The sequence below is a fragment of the Paraglaciecola hydrolytica genome (genome assembly GCF_001565895.1).
Lineage (GTDB): Bacteria > Pseudomonadota > Gammaproteobacteria > Enterobacterales > Alteromonadaceae > Paraglaciecola > Paraglaciecola hydrolytica.
Map to the genome: position 1 here is coordinate 45518 of NZ_LSNE01000006.1, position 19104 is coordinate 64621.

Sequence of the window (19104 nt, forward strand, 5' to 3'; positions counted from 1 at the left end):
GCTTTTTCATATTTAGGCCACATAACCTCTGTAGGTTAAGTTTTTGTTTTAATAATTAGGAGCAGTACATGCCAGATTTAAGCCGTTACAAAGGGATAGTGTTTGATATGGACGGCACCCTAATAGATTCAATGGGCGCCCATGGTCTAGCCTGGCAACAAACCTGCGCACATTTTGGTTATCCCTATGACGGTGATTACATTCATGGCCTAGGCGGCGTACCCACTCGAGAAATCGTGGGCATGCTCAATGTAAAATATGGCCTTGCACATGATCAAGATGAAGTAACCGAACATAAACGCCAAGAATTTCTTAAGCTCGACGACAAACCTGTGGTGATTGCCGAAACCTTTGCCGTAATGCAAAAATACCAAGGCATACTTAAAATGGGCGTAGGCACAGGTTCTGAGCGCGGTAACGCCATCCGCATGTTAAGCGAGTCAGGTTTGCTAGCAAGAGTCGAAACTGTGGTGACCGCCAACGACGTGACTTATGGTAAACCCCACGGCGAAACCTTTTTAACGGTCGCCAAAAACATGGGTCTACAAGCCAAAGATTGCGTCGTATTTGAAGACACCGAAATAGGCCGCCAAGCCGCGCAAAATGCAGGTATGGATTGTATTATGGTGATCAATGGCAAGATATCCCTGGCACCCTTGAAACTGTAGCCTTGTTGGCTGCTCCCACTCTCCCCAATCAAATAGTACGGCTATGTTCATGGGGGAGAGTTCATTTGCCGCCTCGCGACAATTCCATCCTTAGGTTCGCGAAACAATACGTCCCTGTATTCGCTTTCCAATGGTATTGGGGATTGTTTTGGCTGAATTAGTAAACCAATAAATCGATGTTAAGGTCAGTTTTGTTGCGAACAGTCGCGTAACTGACCAATAAATCACCAACTCATATCTGTGTTAGCAGTTATTACTTGCGCGGAACCAAGGTTTTCCCTAACATACGCGCCTGCTAAAAATGCTCCTTTATAATTTGTATTATTTAAGCCTAAATACAACGGAGTTAAAGCACTGATTAAAAGGTTTTAGATAGATAATAAGTATGTCTAGCTGGGATCTAAAAGGTTTGGAGAGGTGGCTGAGTGGCTGAAGGCGCACGCCTGGAAAGTGTGTTTAGGGTTAAACCTAACGAGGGTTCGAATCCCTCTCTCTCCGCCAAATAATATAGAAAAACCAGTAACTTAGTTGCTGGTTTTTTTATTTGGGATCAGATAACCCAATATTTTGTTGATACCTCACTGCAAATAATCACCGAACCAGTAGTCAATACTTTCAGCATTAAGCCCATATTCAGGCTTCCACAAATCAGCTGGGAAAGGCCAATCAGATTTAGCATAGGTCGAATATTCTCTCTCGTTGCCAGTGGTGTAATGTTCGTGAAATGCTTTGATATTTGGTATCGATAAAATTCCACAATATCCAAGTGTTGATACGATTCCTTCTCGCTCATTTTTATTGCTCTTTAAGAAAGAAAGTGCGTTTTGTGCATCAGAGAGCTTGTTACTTCCGATATCCTTCAATGAATCGAATATGTCGCGCAGCAACTCAATATCATTTGGGGTAGGGGAACTCACTTCTAACTTCTTAAAGCAAGTTAAGTCAAGCCATATGTACAAGGGACTCAAGTGCCTCACACCGCCAAATTTAATCCTTTCGAAATTCAATATGTTCAAATCTATAGGCCCATTGGCCTCATACTCTGAGCAGATTGAGCATAACCTAGTAGTAGTAGTAGTAGGTAGGTGTGAATGCAATGGTAGTTTTTGACCACAAGCAAAACTTGCAAGAGCTGACCGATGTTCTAAGTCTCGATTGCTCAAGCTACTGATAAACGCATCAGTAACTGACTTCTTACTAATATTGTTGCAAGTCTTAATGACACTTTGGATTAATTGGTCATGAGTAAAACTTACTGGATCGAACATTAGCCCTTTTGATTTAGCATATTCAAAATCATTAGTGTCTATAGGTGTTTTTTTCCATCCAGAACTAGGCTTCCAATAACAATCAAACAATATTTTTTTAGCTTTGGAGTCCATAGCAGACACATGTCCTTGTTTTGAGATGAACTAGATTGAAATTAGAGTCTGTAATAGTCTAGCGGAGAGAAGGAATTTAGGCTGAACGTTGCAGCAAAGATTTCTTTTTGTACATGAAAAATTCATTGAAATCAATAGGTAAACACTCTGCGGCACCAAATGCATCTTTGTCTGAACTCCCAACCCCGCCCGCACATATTTCTCACTCTAAGTTACTAATAAATCGTTTTAACCGCGTTAGCGGATATTTTATTAATTTTATAAGGAGTTTGTTTCGTATCTATGCGTACGCATATATTTTAGGTGATGCATGAAAATTGAAATAAACCACTACCAAGACATCCAGTATAAATTACCTTAAATGACAATATGAATTTGGATTTATTGAACTGGGGGTCTGAATAATTGCGTTGTATAGATCAGCAGTCCGTTAACTTTTTTGATTTTCAACGCCTCTGCCCTGCAGTTACAAAACCCAAACCTGTTTCATAGAGAGTTTCGCCGTATAGCTTACGAAGTAAGCAAGGGCGGGGTCAGCCAGAGTACTAATAATTTGGAGTAAACAGCCCTTGCGCCCTTTTTTATTTTCATTGGCTCATGCCACGCAGATCTTGTAATTCTCAGCGCCTCTGTCTCTATTCTTAAGTCACAAGCACCATCCACTACTGCTGATGCAACACTCTTTGAATGAAAGGGAAAACTTCACTGCGCACTCTACCTTGCTCGCCCCACATTTTGTCAAATGGTCCACCGTTGTATTCTTCGGCCTCGTGGTCGACACCATAATCCATTAATATTTGGGTAAATTTTCGATTCCCATAGACATGGTCGGGATTGGTATCTAAGCGCCCCCAATCCATCTTAAAGGCTTTTAATTGTTTTAACGCCTCAGCCTTAAAGGGTACTTGCTCGAGTAACAAAAATCGGCTGCGCAGTAAACGCACATTTTCACTGTTAATGACTAACTTTCCTTGTTTTAGTTCAACCATCATATCGGCATAAAAAGGCGGTTTTTGGGGGTTCGGTAAGTAGGTTTGTGCCATCACCATAAATACAGTCGAGAATACATTGGCTTGTAACTCTTCCCAACTTGTGGCGGTGTTCATCGCATGCCAATCCGGTTTTGAGTGCAATAGGGTTTCTCCAGTGGCAGTGCCTACCGGATGCATCGAATATATCGCGCTAAATAATCCGGGATAATCCATAGCAAGTCGCAATGCCGCATACCCGCCAAAAAAATCGCCCAAGCCTATACGTTTATTGGGTAATGTTCGATATTGTTGGTCGATGTAGGGTATTAGCTCCTGAGTAATGTGATCTAACCAGCGACCACTGCTAGGGCTATTGCCATAAAAGGTACCGTTATTAGGAGCACGAAAATCACCAGCCACCACAATCACCTCATCGAGTTCGCCCTTTTGGATGGCAAAATCCAACAAAGATTTAAACTCATTACCCTCACCAAAAAGCTGCTTATTGCTCCAGAACATATTGTGAAAGTAGAAAACCACCGGATATCGCTGTTGACCTGATTGGTAAGACGTTGGTAAATACACCCGAATGTCTCTTTTTGGGTCAATACCGATGACATTCTCTTCCAAGGATTTAGCCTGCAAGCTTTTCACTTCCAAACTTCCGGCAAAACTCATACTTGCTGGTAACATAAAACCGATGAGTAAAACACGAAAGATTGATGTAAAAGACGATGTTATAACGCGCATGATGTTCCCCTATTAGATAGCAAAGAACATCAATCTAAGGGTGTTTATGTTAATTTACGCCCTAACCGTTCGGTTAGTACCTTTTTGCAATAGTTGGTTGCGATATTGGCTTGGCGTCACACCTGTATGTTTATAAAACGCGCTGTTAAACGTTGATTTGGCGTTAAAGCCCACTTGTTCGGCGACATCAATTATTTTTAGATCTGCGTTGCGCGCTAACAAAGCACAGGCGTCCTGAATGCGCTGACTATTTAGCCACGTATAAAAATTACAGCCTAACTCCTGATTTAACACCTGTGAAATATAGTGCGGACTTTCTCTAAAATGTTCACTCAGCTTTTTAAGACTCAAATCCGGCTGCCGATGGAGCCCATCATGTACGCAGGCATTTTCGAGCTTTTGCAAAATGCGTTTACAGGTGGGCGTATTTAAGCCAGAACTTTGATACTTTTGGTCCTTAGCGCTCTCGGTTTTGGTATTTTTCGATGGTAAGGGGTCAGTGTTCTTATATAAGCGCTTAAATATTTGTGACAATGCCCATAGGGTGACAACAATATCCAAGGTCATTATAATATTCAGTTCAAACCCTGGGTTCGCGCCCATTACCGCACAATGGATTACCCTTAAAAAACAACATAGCCATTTCACTGCCAACGCGAGAATGAGTAAATCAACCAGTTGCTTCTGCGGGATTGAAATTTTTGACAACAGCTCTTTACTCGCTGTTTTCGCACGCCAGAGTAAACAAGGGGTTAATGTGGCAAAAATCCCAGCACTCACAAACATTCCCACATGGATCGCAAAAGCTTGTCTGTCAGAAACGGGTGCCAAAGCATCATAAAAATCAGTGCCACTATGGGCAGCAAATATCAACGGTGCTATCAGTAATATGCCAAAGGTTGACCATATCCAAATGCCACGGTTGCGCGTTGAATACGGTAAGGCTAATAACACTCGAACACTTTGCCAGAAGAACGGTAACAGCAACAAAGCGGTGCTCATTACAAACCACAACCATAGACTCTTAAACGGAGTACTCGAATGAAGCATCAACCATTCGGCAATATAACCGATAGTCGATATTATCAGAAAACCGCTAAGGGGCTTAGAAGCGCCCCCTATTTGCATTCGGTAAAGGCGGTAACAGCAATGGAAGCCATAGCCAATAGCGATGGCAAGTAATGAGATCTGGACTGAATTCATAAGGCCGATTTCACCGGACAATTTAAATTACCCAAAGCATACACAATGTTTTCTTGCTTATGTAGCTTACGGTTTAGCTTATGGATTTGTTAAGCTTATTTTCAGAGATTTTCAGATTCTAAGTTCGCCTGAAACGTACTAACAAGACACCCACTGCAAATAATGACAACTGACATGCAACTTTGTTTTTTTTAGATAGGTGACTGCTACCCATAAGACCAGCGTCCTGGGCGGGGTTACTTTGCGATGTTTATTGGTGCTCAACCTTCTTAATTGAGTCGGCTTTGGTTGACTCAGATCCCACATTTCGCCACGCTTCATACTCTTCGCTATTTACCCAGGTGACGCCAATATATTGCTGCCAGTGGGTAAAATCTGCACTGCGAAAACGCTCGCCTGTCCATGCTCCGGCACCAAAGGTTTGTCGATCAACATGTAAAATAATAAATTCGCCATCATACTCGAGATAATTTCGTTTTAGCTCTCTTTGCGCACACGTTGTCATAAGCTGACTTGGCGCAGTAAATATAACCACTGCAGACTGAGCACCGGTAGTATCTTTACTTACTCGAGTAACAGTGCACGGGGCACCGTAAAATTGATCGCCATCAATAATAATAGGTGGGACATCTTCCCACCAAGGCGCTGGTAAATCGGGCTTGGCAGCAAGAAGCGGACTCTCACTGCACGCAATTAACTGAGTCGCTGCTATTAAGACAAAAATCACAACTCGCAAATTATGCAAAGCCATTTTTGATGATTCCAGCATATGATCCTATTCAAGTTATTGGGATTGTCTTTAGCTGACTTAGTTAGCCTGCCCCGTTTACACAAAATTAGTTCGCTTAGTAAACAAGCTACCCACCGCATTTTTTGGGGTTTTTGACAGTTTTTGAATGAAGGCAAAAGGAACATCTATTTGTTGGGTTGCGAGGGTAATGTCTTGCAGCATGACCATCCATAGTTTTGCGGTCATTTCTGAGTCGAATAAGGCTCGGTGAAAATCCCCAGGTGAAAGGATGTTTTTATAAGCGATAAGCGAACCTAACTTATGATTAGGCGCTTGTTGATATAAACGCCTAGCGACTAATAACGAACAAGCAAAAGTACCTGTATATGGCCTAGCGATACGACGTAATTCGGCATCTAAAAAACGTTTATCAAAGGAGGCGTTATGGGCAAGCAGATTACTGTTACCCATAAAGCTGGCAAATTGTTCCATCACTTCGTCACAGGGTGCAGCCTTGCTTAACATTTGGTTAGTAATGCCGGTGTAATTTTCGATAAAACTATTGATACGTTTGCCTGGATTCATCAGGGCTTGAAAGCGTTCTACAACTTGGCCTTTTTCAAGACGCACCGCACCTATTTCAATGGCTCTATCGCCCATGTCTGGAGACAAACCGGTGGTTTCAAAATCGAGCACTATAAGTGAGTCGGCGCAGTGTTGTGGCATAAATTTTTACCTGTAAATCAAAGCGATAAATCAGACCTGTGTCTAAGGCGCACATATTAGCAAAAAGTTTTTGCTTAGGTTTAGTTTTAACCTATCAACAAGCTCAAGGCTTTGCTTAGGTTTTTTAAAATCAAAATATAGTCGGTCTGAGCAAATAATTAACAGGACAGACATAATAACTATGCCACTACACACCTGTGTGGTTCACCTGCTTTGCAGGCCAACTAAAGTTGTTCTAAGTTGCTCCTTTATATAATCGTAACATGCCCCGCATGGCCTACTAAGCAGGCGAGAGCAGGGAAGGCCGCAGGCTGCCCGCAAGGTGAGTATCATGATGTTACTGCATGGAGTTGTTAGCAGTTTGATGAGAGTCTGGCACGGTTGAAAGTGAATTCTGCTTTTATTCCTTCGTTATCGGTTAAACCATTTTGTTGAATTAATGATGTTATTTTGTAATTTTATTACAGATTTATTTTGGCGCTTCGCCTGCAGGTCTTGTTTTTATTGGTTTGGTATGGATGCCAATACGTGTGTATGTAATTTTATTTCGTAATTTTATTACAGTTTGTTTGTTTATTGGTCATAATAGCAGCATGCTTTGAAAGCAACTGACTCTTAACTTTACTACTTAATAGGAATACCAATATGAAAACAGCTTTAATCGCTTTATCTTTATTCGCAGCATCTTCAAGTGTTACAGCAGCTACAGCTAAATATAATTTTGTTGGTCTGGACAATTCTGAACAAACTCAAGTATGTGTTGTTTCTGCCACACAAGGTCTAGCTGCTGCTAAAGCTTTTGGTAAAAATCTTTTTAGTCATGACACGCTTTGTAACGGTAAAAAAATCGCTGAGTTTGCCAAGCAATACCAACAAACAACGACACCCGCTAAAGTTAAATATTCTGTCGTAGCGAGTGATGAAAATGTCGCGTCACAAGCGTGTGCACAAGCTGCCGCCCATGGTGTTGATTCATTAAATCTGAGTGCTTTTGATTTGAGAGATATTACGTGTAACGGCCGTAGTATTAAGTCTTTTGCAAATTCATTTTCTAATCAGTAATTTTATCGTTTGAATGTGCAAGCCGCTTCCTAAAGGAGCGGCTTTTTTATTACTGCGTCAACTTATACCATTCTAGATAAATATGTTGTCATCATGACAAGTTGAGATGCAGAAAGCCTATCTATCAACTTAGTTTAAGACTTGAATTGAGTTAAAAAGCCCCCAGATTCAATAATCGAACAATTAGAATACGTTTGTGTGATTTGAATTCTGCTTTAGCTTTAATTTAATTTTGTCCACATTCGCTATAAAACTAACCGACTAAAAATGTAAGGACGAGCAATGATTGCAGATCAAAAAGTAGTATCGCTAAACTTCACCGTAAAAGATAGCGAAGGGCAAATTGTCGATAGCTCTGAAGGTGGTCAACCCTTAGTTTACCTACATGGCCACAAAAGCATTATCCCAGGCTTAGAAGCGGTACTTGTGGGCAAAGCCCCTGGTGATGAATTTGCCGTCACCATTGAACCGGCAGAAGGCTACGGTGATTATAATGAGGAGATGTTGCAAGTTGTGCCACGAGCGGCCTTTCAGGGTGTTGAACAAATTGAATTAGGCATGGTATTCACTGCGCAAACTCCAAATGGTCCTGTGCAGCTAACGGTCGCTAAGATTGAAGGTGATAACATTACGGTTGATCCTAATCATCCTTTGGCAGGTAAAACCTTGAACTTTACGGGTTCGGTTATCGATGTACGTGATGCAACGGAAGAAGAACTCGCTCATGGTCACGTACATGGCGCAGGCGGCCATCACCACTAAATCCAGCAAAATAGGGAGTTGGTATAAATATTGATGTTGTATTTACTCCCTGTCTTATTCTTAGCGGGCGTTCGCGTTAAAAAATAGACGCTCAAACGCGCAATTTGAGGTTGCTTGGGTATCACTAAAAATCTTGGTGAAACCAAGATATAGCGAATTACAATACAAGATGTTTGGGAGGAGAGCGGCTGATAATAGTGGTCGAGTCTAGATTGGTATTGTCATTATAATCAGTCTGAAAAACCAGAATATAGCTGCCAATAAAAATGGCGTCTCCGGCCTGGAGGATGTAATCACTGTCCAGCGCTTTACCATTAATCTTAGTGCCATTGACACCAAGGTTTTGAATGACTCTGTCATCACCAACCGACTTAATAACGGCGTGTTTACGGGACACTTTAGGGTCAGGAATGATCACAACACAATTTGGGTCGCGACCTAAAAGAAAATCGCTGTCATCCAGTTTAAACGACGCTTGCAATTCATAGTTAGCATACATGTCTAATCGAGCCATAACTTTCTATTTCCTTGTCGAACCCTAATAATAAATTGAATTATAAAATCAATATCTTACCGCTAGGCCAGCGCGCTAAAGGTTTCTCTGTATTGACGCGAGTAGTGTACTGTTTTGTATGGAATTCGTACAGTGGCTTGTATACAATCGTTCGAGAATCTAAATTAAATGTAAAGTCTGTTGTTATGCTCTGACCAATTGAAACAACTTGGTTTATCGCGTTTTGTTGTGTTCGAGAAAAGCAGCTTTCGGTTTTTAAATTGATGGAACGGTAAATAATTGGATACTCTCCCCACAAATGTTACAGCCGATTTGCGCGCTGGTTCAGTCCAAAGCATTAAACTTAATCAACAGGAACGTCAAATACTGGCTGACTATACGCAACTTAGTTACGTATCTGCCAAAGAATATTTAGTCACTGAAGGAAACGGCGATAACTGCTTTTATTTGTTGCTCAGTGGCAACATGGTTAAAGAGCAATCTGGCAAAACAATCACGTTGGGGATGTACGAACAACTGGAAGTGGGGGAGCTGATCGGTCTATTAAACTTTTTTACTGAGGAAAAACATCTTTCTCCCATTCTTGCCCGTACCGATAGCCAGGTGGCTATTGTCACCAGAGAAATTTACGATAGTTTGCTGTCTGAGCAACCCCTGTTGTGGCAAAAGCTACAGAATATTGGTCTGCAGATGATGCGTAAGCATCGGCTATCAATCCATCTTGACAAATTATTTGGCCCTTTTGGTGTCATGTTGCCTTTTGTGCTGGCTGATATAGACAATGAGCTGGAGTGGATTACGCTTCCCAGCGGACAGACCTTGTTCAGTCAGGGGGATTTGGCGGACGGTGCCTACATCCTGGTGGCGGGGCGTCTGCAAATGACAACGACTCTGCTGGACGGCAGGGAAGTCGTCAATAATGCCATTCTGGCCGGTGAAACAATAGGTGAAACAGCACTCTTAACTAACCAGCCGCAATCTCACACTGTGTATGCGGTAAGAGATAGCGAGTTAGTTAAATTGTCAAACTTCTGTTTTGAACTGATGTTAAAGAGAAACACCCAGGCCATACACAATATTGCTCAGATACTGGGCAAACGTCTCAGTAATTTACCGTTCGAAAAAGGTGCCTCGAAAGCGCCAGTACGCTGTATCAGTTTGCTGCCTGCAAATGACAGTATTCGACTCTCAGATTTTGCCCAACAGTTATGTAAATCCCTTGCTGAATATGGTTCTACCCGGCATCTAAGCAGCGACATTGTCAATACGGAGCTCTCTGCTGAGGGTATTGCTCAATGTCAGGAAAACGAAGCGTCTAGTTTACGATTGGTGGAGTGGCTGCATTTACAGGAAGATAATTGCCAGTTTTTAGTTTATCAGTCTGACCAGCAATGGACTGACTGGAGTGCCAGATGTGTTAGGCAAACCGATCAGGTGATTGTTGTCGCTGACGCAAATGCACAAGCCGATTTATCATCCTTGGCGCCGCATTTATCTGGTGAGCGACAACGCTGGAGTTTAGTCTTGTTGCATAATCACGATACCGACCGACCCAGAAACACGGCGGCGTGGTTTTCTTCTGTTGCACCTGATGCTATTTATCATGTGCGTCAGCAACATGCCGCAGATTTAGCAAGATTAACGAGGATCTTGTCAGGTAATGCCATTAGTCTGGTTTTGGGTGGAGGTGGAGCCCGCGGCTTTGCTCACTTGGGGGTTATAAAAGCCATGGAAGAATTAAATATCCCCATTGATATGGTGTGTGGCAGCAGTATGGGGGCTCCCATTGCAGGCATTATTGCCCAAGGCGCTAATGCAGATGAAGTTATACGCCGTGCTAAAAAGGCTTATCACAAAATTATCGATTTCACTTTTCCTTTGGTCTCGCTTATTGCCGGCAAACGTATTAGCCAAACGATAAAAGAGCAAACTCAGGGATGGGATATTGAAGATTACTGGTTACCATTTTTTTGTGTATCAACTAATTTGACAACCGCTTTACCTGTTGTTCATTACCGTGGGGACTCCTGGCTGGCTATTCGCAGCAGTGTCTCTATTCCAGGTGTTTTACCACCCGTGCCTCATCAAGGAGATTTGCTGGTCGATGGGGGTGTATTAAACAATTTGCCAGTGGATATCATGCGTGAAATTAACCCTTTTGGCGTAGTTATCGCTGTCGATGTCGCGCCTCCCCTCGGACTCAAAGCAAAATCTGACTATGGCACCGAGTTGTCTGGCTGGGGACTGTTAACCCAACGTTTTTTTCCGTGGTTAAAAGCACCTTCTGTACCGAGTATAGGCTCAACCATTATGCAGGCCATGGTGGCTGGGTCAGCCCTCAAACGTCAGCAAATAATTGACCAACAACAAGCTGATCTTTATCTTAATATTCATGTGAAGGGAGTAGGTATGCTGCAATTTGAAGCACAGGCGAAAGCAACTCAGATTGGCTATGAGGCCAGTAGAGAAAGGCTTAAGAGCTATTTTGAGACTGCCAGCGCCAAGACTACAATCAAGCAGGAGGGGTAATATGAAGTCTCCATTGCCCGTGATGATGTTTGGCATTTTTAGCCTATTCAGTCATCTACTGCTCGCCAGTGATATTACCGCAGTAGCTGCTCTTGGCAGAATTGAACCTGAAAATGGCATTATCATCATCAGCGCGTCCTCTACTCCAGATTCAACCGCAGGCTCATTGATTGCTAAATTGCACGTAGCCGAAGGAGACAGTGTAAGCGCTGGTCAGTTACTCGCTGAAACTGACTCAGCCCCGGTCGCTCGGGCACTCATTATCGAGACTGAAAAGGAACTTGAATTTGCACAGCGTCAATTTGACGCGGATAACAGTATTGCTGACGCCGCGTGTGTGCAGGCAGATACCGCTAAAAGTGAAGCTTTGAGGCGTGAAACATTACTCAACAAAGGGCTGGCTTCTGTTGAAGAAGTTGAGCAGACGCAAGGTTTTGCCAAATCACTTAGAGCATCTTGTCAGTCGGCTCGGGTATCAGCTACCGCAGGTGAGATGGCGATTGAAGTAGCGAGAGCCAGGTTAGAACGACGTAAAGCCGAATATCAACGGAAAATGATTTATTCGCCCATTAACGGCTTGGTTTTACAGGTGAATGCTTACCCAGGAGAGTTTGTGCAAGCGGATGGTATTTTAGAATTGGCGGCAGTAGAAAAAATGTATGCGGTGGCTGAAATATATGAAACAGATATAGGACGTGTTCATGTAGGGCAGAAAGCGACAGTCAGCAGTGCTGCTTTAAGTGAAAAACTGAGCGGAAAAGTGACCTATATTCATCCCAAAGTGAAAAAACATGATGCAATAGGCACCGATCCTGCTGCACGTAAGGATGCCCGAATAATTGAAGTTGATGTGCTGTTAGACAAGCCGCAAGCGGTAAGGCGATTAACCAACTTACAAGTTGAAATTGTGCTTGAGTAATCAATAAGATGATCTCAATGCAGACTAAAGTTGCGTGGCTGCAGCTAAAACATCGGCCATTGCGGCTTATCGTAGCCTTGTGTGGTATCGGCTTTGCGGTATTGCTGATCCTCATGCAATTGGGTTTTCGCTCAGCTTTGTTTGAAAGTGCGGTGCGCTTTCACGAAAAGCTAAATTACGATATTGCGCTGTTTAGTCCCGACAGTGTGTTTATTGTGCGTCCTCAGGCTTTTTCGCAGCGCCGCCTATATCAAGCACTGTCATTAAAAGAAGTGGAACAGGTGATGCCGATTAACATCTTCCCGGGTGTCTGGAAGAATCCTTGGAACCATGGCAGCCGCAGCATCAATACTTTGGGTTTTGAGCCTGAAGATGCCATATTCGATAACCCCGAGTTCAATCAATTGCGCCCTTTGCTTAAAGCCCGCGATGCGATGATTTTTGACTCAGCTTCACGTCCTGAATTTGGCCCAGTTAAAGAAGCTATGAGCCATAACGAGGTGTTAGAGACTGAAATAAACAATCGACAAATTAACATTGTTGGTTTGTATAAAATGGGCACATCGTTTGGTTTGGATGGCAGCGTATTTATGAGTACCGACAATTGGCATCGTTTATTTCCGGAACGTTCCCGGGAAGACATCGAGCTTGGTTTAATTAAGCTTAAACCAGGTGCCGACGCTAAGATTGTACGAGATCAACTCAGAGAATATCTGCCCGGTGACGTATTGGTTATGACAAAAAAAGACTTTGTAGCAAGAGAGACTGCTTATTGGAATTCAGCCACACCGATAGGCTACATTTTTGCTTTTGGGGCAATAATGGGTTTTGTTGTAGGCGCGATAATTGTTTATCAGATATTGTTTGCGGGTGTATCGGAGCATCTAAGTGAGTATGCTACCTTGCGTGCTATGGGGTATTCCAGCACATTTGTATCGGGTATCGTGGTGCAACAGGCTGTGTTATTGGGGGCGCTTGGTTATATTCCGGGCGTAGTGCTGGTCATGGTGCTGTACTCTGTAGCAGCGGACGCAACCAATTTACCGCTTTACTTAACGACAGACAGAGCAATATTTGTCTTTGCATTAACCATGATAATGTGTGCAATTTCAGCCTTGTTGAGCGTTAGGAAAGTGGCGCGTCTCGATCCTGCCGAGGTGTTTTGATGTCTAGTGATATTTCAATCAGTGTAAAAAACTTAGACTTCTTTTTTGGCAGCGGTGAGCTTAAAAAACAAATACTATTTGATATCAGTACCGATATTCGGGCTGGTGAAATTGTCATTGTTACTGGCCCTTCTGGCTCAGGAAAAACCACGCTTTTAACCATCGTTAGCGCATTACGATCGGTCAATACCGGCAGTGTGCAGATATTCGGCAAGGAATTATGCGGTGCAAAAAGCAAAGATTTGGAGCAGGTCCGCAAAAATATTGGCTTCATTTTTCAGCAACATAACCTCATCGCCGCGCTAACAGCCTTGCAAAATGTGGTGCTCGGTATACGTATTAGCGGCAAATATAAAGGCAGCCAGATAGAGCAAAGAGCTATCGAATATTTGCACCTTGTTGGCTTAGGCGAACGTATCCATTACCTTCCTGAGCAATTATCAGGTGGGCAAAAACAACGTGTCGCGATTGCCAGAGCAATGGCCGCTGAGCCGAAGATTTTGATGGCCGATGAACCTACAGCTTCTTTGGATAAACAGTCGGGCCGTGATGTGGTTGACCAAATGAAAAGTATGGCGAAAGAGCAAGGTTCAACCATTCTATTGGTGACACATGACAACCGTATCCTTGATGTTGCTGACCGAATTATCTATTTAGAAGATGGGCAAATTGCCAGTTTTAATGAAGCAGTTATCGACAGCAGTCAACATATGATGAAAGTGGTCGCAGATACGCCATCAGAGCGACCAAATAACCAAAATGAAAGTGATTTTGACTCTCAATATTTTATGGTTGATCTTTCATTACAATCACAGCGGATTCTGGCACTTAAAAGTAAGATTAATCCTATTGCGTTTAAAGGTGTACTGACAAACGCGCTAACTGATTTTACCACGCGAGCATGCGAAATATTCGATACCCATGGATTTGTTTTATACCTGGCGAATGAGCAGGCATGGAGTGTGACTCCGCTTGGAAGTTCCAGCGGTCAGCAAATTGGCACTTATCCCAATCAGGGCGGTGTTGTTAATGCCGTAAGAGATTTGAATAAGTCACTGTTGATTACCAACTCCTTTGGAGATAAACGAATAGAGCCAGCTTTAGATAAACAGTTTGACGAAGCACAAATGATTATGGCGGTGCCGTTAAGGCGACGCAGCGGAGAGGTTTTTGCTGTTGTTCAATGCCGACGTTTGAGTAATAAAGCGGTTTTTACCGAGCGGGACTTAAAATTATTTGAGCTATTTTGCAGTAGTATCACCGGTTTGTTGGAAGCCTATTCTAAGTTATAAGATAGCCCAGTCACTTTTATAAAAATGTATTTAATATATTGAGTTAGGTGTAAAAGTTGATTTTATTTTCACTTTGTTAGCACGGCTCTTACTCGGCAAAGACTTAAGCCAAGTCACAGCGCCATGAAAATTGAGAATGTAAAAAACCGTATCCTGCACTTGCTTCATTTGCCAGTGCGATACGTTGGTATCCTCCTTGTTGACTCACCATCAAATCATCGTATGACATATTCATTGCCCCTTGAATAAAGGTGTTACGTGCGTGGTCATTATTTTCAGTTGTGCTACAAAGAATGCGCGATTTAATGGTGCGCTTGTTATTGTTCTTAAATTTAACTTCCAGAAACTGGGTATTGGTGTCTAGGTAGGTTTGTTGTCTTACTTTATAGCGATTAAGTTTGCCATTGTGATGGTCATAGTAAAAACGTAGATTATTGGTATCAAAATACTGATTGTAATAGCGTGAAATACGCTGGTTATTGATTTCTAAAACGCTGTAATAGTTTTGCAACCGAGCTAATAACCCAGGTAAAAATGCTCTTGGCAGCAAAAACTTCACATCAACTCTATCCATTAAATTGGCTTTATCTAAATCGGCCAAGTGATGACTTTGAAAACGTTCTAAGCTCGCGTTTAGATCTTGTTCTTGGTTTTTATTATCACTGTATTTTGCACCTCCTGTGCCAAACCATTGTTTTTGATAGCCTTTATATGGCTCAATAATTTGTGCGTTTAACATGATGACTCTCTTATTATTAGCTAAAATCATATGGGTTCTTTTGGCCTAAAGCTGATTTAAACACTTGGTTGAACCTGCCAAAAACTAGGCCAAAAGACACCATCAATTAATTTCTACAAAATCCATTTCCGTTACCACTTGAGGCAATTTCACCACTGAGTTGCTGGTTCATATTGGCTACACGGTAGGACATAAAAGAAGTCAGTCCGTAAAACCTTGAAACAGTAGAGTGTTGGTTTTGTTGATACTGTGAATAGCTATAAAAAGCAGTGGGATCATTCGCCACGTGCTCACCGATTAGTTTATCTATTTCAGCTATTCGCGCGGCAAAGTTGGTGCTCGTCAACGGACCATCAATCAACTGATTTAGGTAAGCGTGGTAAGTATTGAGATTGTCACTATCGGCAAACACCTTGGCAATGAGGGGCTTGTCGGCTAATGCACCATCTGTTGGTTCATCGATATACAATTCGCGGATATCAGCGCGATTGCAACCCATGCTGAATGAACCAAATGATTCATTGAGATCCCATGGCAACATAGAAAATACGCCGTCTTGTTCGTAGATATAATAATTATGAGCGAGAGAGCCGTGGTAGCTGTCTAAGTTTGATAGAGCAACACTAACCGCCATGTAGCGCAGTACAGAGTCTTGATCGATAACACTCAAAGCATCACCAAACTCCATTGCACTGACAAAATTTATAAAGGCGCCGTTATCTGAGCTATCTTCATTGGTTTTTAACTCGACACCTGAATAACGGCTAAAGTCGTCGCTAATCCATTGTAAATCGCTACCAGTGCCATCGGGCTTGTATAAGTCACCCTGGGTATTGCTAAAATGTTTAGCAATAAACTCTTCATTAACGAACTCGACTAAGAGGTACAAGCCTTTCAATTCATCGTTTACATACACGTTGACATAAGCATGCTCGGGGGTGGCTACGCCCATTTCTTCCAGTAATTCATAAGCAATATACTCACGCATATAAGAGGGATCGTTATACATATTGTTTAAAACGAATTTCTTCATACCCAATAACTTTTGCCCACTGACATATTCATTAACGTCAATATTGAAGCTATATCGTTCGCTGGTGGAACGGGCAACGGCAGATAAACTGGAATTTCCCTTAGTACGAATAGCGACAGAATCTAAGGTAATACCTTTGTAGGTCACTGAAGTAGGGTGATATTCTTCATCAATAGCGTTGTCGAGTAGGTCTTGCCACTCTGTGTTATCAATCGTAAAGTAAATAGATTCAACTACTGCTTTATTGTAAACACTAGGTAGAACATTGGAGGAGCCAAGGCTAGGCTCTAGGGTGTTTTTGGCCCAGCCACCATCAGTTGTTAAGCCGTAGCTGTAACCTGCGGATACATCGCTAGCTTGCCAGTCTATATAATCAACGGTTTCGCCATTTTTAATCAAGCTTAGCTCGTCGTCTTTGCCTAATTTAAATGGTACGTAATAGCTGCCAGGATCTTCATCCACGGCATATATCACCACAAAAGCTCCCGCCGCCAAGATAATTTCTGGCAGGGTGACTGGCTCTATATCATTACTACTATCAATGATTTGATAATCGCTAAGTAAGATGGGGTTAACACTGTTGTTGTAAAGCTCAAACCAATCATTACCCTCTGCAACATGAGAAGCAACGAGCTCATTGATAACTAAAGGGCCATGAGTAGCGAGCGAATTAGCCATAGCAGGTGAAGGTATTAAGGTGGCAAGGGCATCACTACCGTCGGGGTAACGACCATAGCTATAACCAATGAGTGCTTCACCGTTTTTCCAACTTAATTGGTCGATTAAATCCTCAGCTAAAAATAAGCTAACTTGGTCCGAGGAGCCCAATTTAAAACCGACTGTTGCTAAGTTCTCAACCTCATCCGTGGTGGCGTACACACGATAAAACGTACCGGCGGCTAGGGTGATATCGGGCAGTGCAAACAGTTCGCCGTCTTCATCGCTAACCAAATAATCGCCTAAAAATACGGCGTTATCACCCGCTGCATACAGCTCTATCCAGTCGTAACCGTCATCACTTGCTTTGGCCACAATTTCATTAATTCGTAATTCGGCATCATTGTTGGTGATAGTGTCTGTGACTAATACTTCATCGCTTAATTGGGTATTAGCGGCACCCGGTGTAGGCAACATGGTTCGCGCCGTGCCTGTGCCATCAAGGTACAAACCAAAACTGTACCCTTGCTGTGCGTCGCCATCTTGCCAATCTAATTGGTCAATTTGCACCGCGTTTTCATACAGAGTCACTGCGTCATCTGAGCCTAATTTAAATGTCACATAATAAGCATCGCTAGGTGGAGTATCTTCTTCATCTATCGCTTGAATAACGATGAATTGACCTGTGTTTAATGAAATGGCAGGAAGTGTTTGTGCGACATGCTCAGCGTTATCATCAACTATGCTGTAAATCGACAGGTCTGGAATATCTGCTAGGGCATAGAGCTCTATCCAATCTGCTCCACCATCAACCGCCGAAGCGACAATTTCATTTATCTTTAAACTGCTAGAGGATGGGGTTTCGGTAGACGGAGTTTCAGTCGACACTTCGTCAGTAGAGGCCGTGTTTTCACTCGCTCCGCCACAGCTAAAAAGTAGAGTAGTGCAGAATACTAGGGAAAGTGCGGTTAATACTTTATTTTTCATATTAAATCTCAAGTTCAGTAAATGATTACTGTCACTATATGAAATAAAAGTGTGATAAAAGTGCAATAAATGTGCAATTTGTGTGGAGAATTACATTGTTGTTCGATTAGTCTTTAAAACTAAGGCAGAGGAGATATTTTATCGGCTAACTGAGCGTCTACGATTAACTGAAAACAGCACATAGTCAGTGACAAAAGTTAATGTGCTTGGCTTATTTCCACTGGCATAAGGACGACTGCCATGGCTTTATTTATTGTTGTGTGTTGTTAGCCCATCAAGCCAAGTCACAACGCCATGAAAATTGAGAATGTAAAAACCCATATCCTGCACTGTAAACGCGGGATTTTTTTTGCAGCTTAAATTTAACTGGAGTGGCTTGCACCTTAACCCAACAATCGAGTTCTTGCGCAACCCGCGAGGTAAAAACCACCTCGGTGATCCCGTAGGTATTAACCGAAAACGTGGCACACGCAAAAAGACCGCATCTAGGCTCGCCAGCAGCACTAGCATCAAATGAAAGCAACGATGTTGCGATAACAAGGGTACTAAAAATGTGTTTTAACATTATTGTGACCTCACTTAGGCGATGACGGATATTAAACGTTATCGACAACTATCGATTTTTTGTTAAACAGTTAGTGAATTCACTTTGTTTGTTTTTCAAAAAAACACCGATAATTCAAGTGATTTTGGCTATTTTAATAGCTCATGATCAGCCGGTAACTGCTTCATAATCCACACAACTAAGCGATGTTTTAAACTGGCTAAGTCTTCTTTATTTTCTGGTAAGGGAGTGATCAATTTGTCATGGACTAAGAGTCGATACAAACTCTCCACTTTTTGTTTGGCAGAGTCAGTCGGTGAAAAGCCATTGTAACCACGGCCTTTGGCGTAATGTTCAGCCACGGCAAGCGCTTTTTTAAGTAGCGCACTTTCATTTTTAGTTTTTTTCATTTATTAACCAATTAGTCGGGTGTCTAAAGGCTCAACTATGTACCAATTCAGACCATTTAG

At 42.4% G+C, this 19104-nt stretch carries 18 protein-coding genes and 1 tRNA gene; 9 read left to right on the forward strand and 10 right to left on the reverse strand.

What is annotated here, in order from left to right; translation table 11 throughout:
• The first annotated feature begins 68 nt into the window (after positions 1-68).
• Positions 69-668, forward strand: coding sequence for an HAD family hydrolase (locus AX660_RS12265; RefSeq protein ID WP_068377286.1), 600 nt, complete (start codon positions 69-71; stop codon positions 666-668).
• A gap of 411 nt (positions 669-1079) precedes the next feature.
• Positions 1080-1169 (forward strand) — tRNA-Ser (locus tag AX660_RS12270).
• A 77-nt stretch (positions 1170-1246) separates the two neighbouring features.
• Here AX660_RS12270 and AX660_RS12275 read toward each other — a convergent pair.
• The 3 genes from AX660_RS12275 to AX660_RS12285 all read right to left on the reverse strand — a co-directional run bounded on the left by AX660_RS12275 (position 1247) and on the right by AX660_RS12285 (position 4773).
• The gene (locus tag AX660_RS12275; RefSeq protein WP_068377287.1) at positions 1247-2050 is read right to left on the reverse strand and encodes a hypothetical protein; all 804 of its coding nucleotides are present in this window, start codon (positions 2048-2050) and stop codon (positions 1247-1249) included.
• A gap of 662 nt (positions 2051-2712) precedes the next feature.
• Positions 2713-3771 (reverse strand): alpha/beta hydrolase, encoded by a 1059-nt coding sequence (locus AX660_RS12280; RefSeq protein ID WP_068377289.1) that lies wholly within the window; start codon positions 3769-3771, stop codon positions 2713-2715.
• Positions 3772-3825: 54 nt separating this feature from the next.
• Positions 3826-4773, reverse strand: a complete 948-nt coding sequence (locus AX660_RS12285; protein WP_068377291.1) for a helix-turn-helix domain-containing protein — start codon at positions 4771-4773, stop codon at positions 3826-3828.
• A 39-nt stretch (positions 4774-4812) separates the two neighbouring features.
• On the opposite strand from AX660_RS12285, the gene AX660_RS23210 reads away from it, so the two are divergent.
• Entirely contained in the window at positions 4813-4953 is a 141-nt protein-coding gene (locus AX660_RS23210; RefSeq protein WP_157884333.1) for a hypothetical protein, read from the forward strand.
• Positions 4954-5224: 271 nt separating this feature from the next.
• On the opposite strand, the gene AX660_RS12290 is transcribed toward AX660_RS23210, so the two are convergent.
• Both AX660_RS12290 and AX660_RS12295 read right to left on the reverse strand, forming a co-directional pair.
• On the reverse strand, positions 5225-5725 hold the full coding sequence (locus AX660_RS12290) for a hypothetical protein (protein ID WP_068377294.1): 501 nt from the start codon (positions 5723-5725) through the stop codon (positions 5225-5227).
• Between the two features lie 75 nt (positions 5726-5800).
• Positions 5801-6430, reverse strand: coding sequence for a 3'-5' exonuclease (locus AX660_RS12295; protein ID WP_082768888.1), 630 nt, complete (start codon positions 6428-6430; stop codon positions 5801-5803).
• Between the two features lie 645 nt (positions 6431-7075).
• Here AX660_RS12295 and AX660_RS12300 point away from each other — a divergent pair.
• Together AX660_RS12300 and AX660_RS12305 are read left to right on the forward strand one after the other, a co-directional pair.
• Positions 7076-7492, forward strand: a complete 417-nt coding sequence (locus AX660_RS12300; RefSeq protein ID WP_068377297.1) for a hypothetical protein — start codon at positions 7076-7078, stop codon at positions 7490-7492.
• A 282-nt stretch (positions 7493-7774) separates the two neighbouring features.
• Positions 7775-8254, forward strand: a complete 480-nt coding sequence (locus tag AX660_RS12305; RefSeq protein WP_068377299.1) for an FKBP-type peptidyl-prolyl cis-trans isomerase — start codon at positions 7775-7777, stop codon at positions 8252-8254.
• 157 nt (positions 8255-8411) lie between these two features.
• Here the strand turns inward: AX660_RS12305 and AX660_RS12310 are convergent, their stop codons facing one another.
• A complete protein-coding gene (locus AX660_RS12310) occupies positions 8412-8768 on the reverse strand; it encodes an FHA domain-containing protein (protein WP_068377301.1) in 357 nt (118 codons plus the stop codon).
• Positions 8769-9047: 279 nt separating this feature from the next.
• Between AX660_RS12310 and AX660_RS12315 the strand changes: the two genes are divergently transcribed.
• From AX660_RS12315 to AX660_RS12330, 4 genes are read left to right on the forward strand one after another with little or no spacing between them, the layout of a single operon-like run.
• The gene (locus AX660_RS12315; protein WP_068377304.1) at positions 9048-11297 is read left to right on the forward strand and encodes a cyclic nucleotide-binding domain-containing protein; all 2250 of its coding nucleotides are present in this window, start codon (positions 9048-9050) and stop codon (positions 11295-11297) included.
• A 1-nt stretch (position 11298) separates the two neighbouring features.
• A complete protein-coding gene (locus AX660_RS12320; protein ID WP_068377309.1) occupies positions 11299-12216 on the forward strand; it encodes an efflux RND transporter periplasmic adaptor subunit in 918 nt (305 codons plus the stop codon).
• Between the two features lie 17 nt (positions 12217-12233).
• On the forward strand, positions 12234-13382 hold the full coding sequence (gene devC / locus AX660_RS12325; protein WP_157884334.1) for an ABC transporter permease DevC: 1149 nt from the start codon (positions 12234-12236) through the stop codon (positions 13380-13382).
• Entirely contained in the window at positions 13382-14674 is a 1293-nt protein-coding gene (locus AX660_RS12330) for an ATP-binding cassette domain-containing protein (protein ID WP_068377313.1), read from the forward strand. The genes devC and AX660_RS12330 overlap by 1 nt, the downstream gene beginning before the upstream one ends.
• 103 nt (positions 14675-14777) lie before the next feature.
• On the opposite strand, the gene AX660_RS12335 is transcribed toward AX660_RS12330, so the two are convergent.
• The 4 genes from AX660_RS12335 to AX660_RS12350 all read right to left on the reverse strand — a co-directional run bounded on the left by AX660_RS12335 (position 14778) and on the right by AX660_RS12350 (position 19044).
• Positions 14778-15413: a VTC domain-containing protein gene (locus AX660_RS12335; RefSeq protein ID WP_068377314.1), complete on the reverse strand. Its 636-nt coding sequence runs from the start codon at positions 15411-15413 to the stop codon at positions 14778-14780.
• Between the two features lie 106 nt (positions 15414-15519).
• Positions 15520-18090, reverse strand: coding sequence for a CotH kinase family protein (locus AX660_RS12340; RefSeq protein WP_068377317.1), 2571 nt, complete (start codon positions 18088-18090; stop codon positions 15520-15522).
• Positions 18091-18364: 274 nt separating this feature from the next.
• Complete coding sequence (locus AX660_RS12345; RefSeq protein WP_068377320.1) at positions 18365-18655, reverse strand: RNA-binding protein; 291 nt, start codon at positions 18653-18655, stop codon at positions 18365-18367.
• Between the two features lie 128 nt (positions 18656-18783).
• Entirely contained in the window at positions 18784-19044 is a 261-nt protein-coding gene (locus AX660_RS12350; RefSeq protein WP_068377323.1) for a DUF5062 family protein, read from the reverse strand.
• Between the last annotated feature and the right edge of the window lie 60 nt (positions 19045-19104).

Coding starts and splice junctions, on each gene's coding strand:
- AX660_RS12335 (WP_068377314.1), bottom strand. CDS start 15,413: ATGTTAAACGCACAAATTATTGAGCCATATAAAGGCTATCAAAAACAA.
- AX660_RS12285 (WP_068377291.1), bottom strand. CDS start 4,773: ATGAGCACCGCTTTGTTGCTGTTACCGTTCTTCTGGCAAAGTGTTCGA.
- AX660_RS12275 (WP_068377287.1), bottom strand. CDS start 2,050: ATGGACTCCAAAGCTAAAAAAATATTGTTTGATTGTTATTGGAAGCCT.
- devC (WP_157884334.1), top strand. CDS start 12,234: ATGCAGACTAAAGTTGCGTGGCTGCAGCTAAAACATCGGCCATTGCGG.
- AX660_RS12320 (WP_068377309.1), top strand. CDS start 11,299: ATGAAGTCTCCATTGCCCGTGATGATGTTTGGCATTTTTAGCCTATTC.
- AX660_RS12265 (WP_068377286.1), top strand. CDS start 69: ATGCCAGATTTAAGCCGTTACAAAGGGATAGTGTTTGATATGGACGGC.
- AX660_RS12290 (WP_068377294.1), bottom strand. CDS start 5,725: ATGGCTTTGCATAATTTGCGAGTTGTGATTTTTGTCTTAATAGCAGCG.
- AX660_RS12300 (WP_068377297.1), top strand. CDS start 7,076: ATGAAAACAGCTTTAATCGCTTTATCTTTATTCGCAGCATCTTCAAGT.
- AX660_RS12310 (WP_068377301.1), bottom strand. CDS start 8,768: ATGGCTCGATTAGACATGTATGCTAACTATGAATTGCAAGCGTCGTTT.
- AX660_RS12295 (WP_082768888.1), bottom strand. CDS start 6,430: ATGCCACAACACTGCGCCGACTCACTTATAGTGCTCGATTTTGAAACC.
- AX660_RS12350 (WP_068377323.1), bottom strand. CDS start 19,044: ATGAAAAAAACTAAAAATGAAAGTGCGCTACTTAAAAAAGCGCTTGCC.
- AX660_RS12345 (WP_068377320.1), bottom strand. CDS start 18,655: ATGTTAAAACACATTTTTAGTACCCTTGTTATCGCAACATCGTTGCTT.
- AX660_RS23210 (WP_157884333.1), top strand. CDS start 4,813: ATGAAGCATCAACCATTCGGCAATATAACCGATAGTCGATATTATCAG.
- AX660_RS12280 (WP_068377289.1), bottom strand. CDS start 3,771: ATGCGCGTTATAACATCGTCTTTTACATCAATCTTTCGTGTTTTACTC.
- AX660_RS12340 (WP_068377317.1), bottom strand. CDS start 18,090: ATGAAAAATAAAGTATTAACCGCACTTTCCCTAGTATTCTGCACTACT.
- AX660_RS12305 (WP_068377299.1), top strand. CDS start 7,775: ATGATTGCAGATCAAAAAGTAGTATCGCTAAACTTCACCGTAAAAGAT.
- AX660_RS12330 (WP_068377313.1), top strand. CDS start 13,382: ATGTCTAGTGATATTTCAATCAGTGTAAAAAACTTAGACTTCTTTTTT.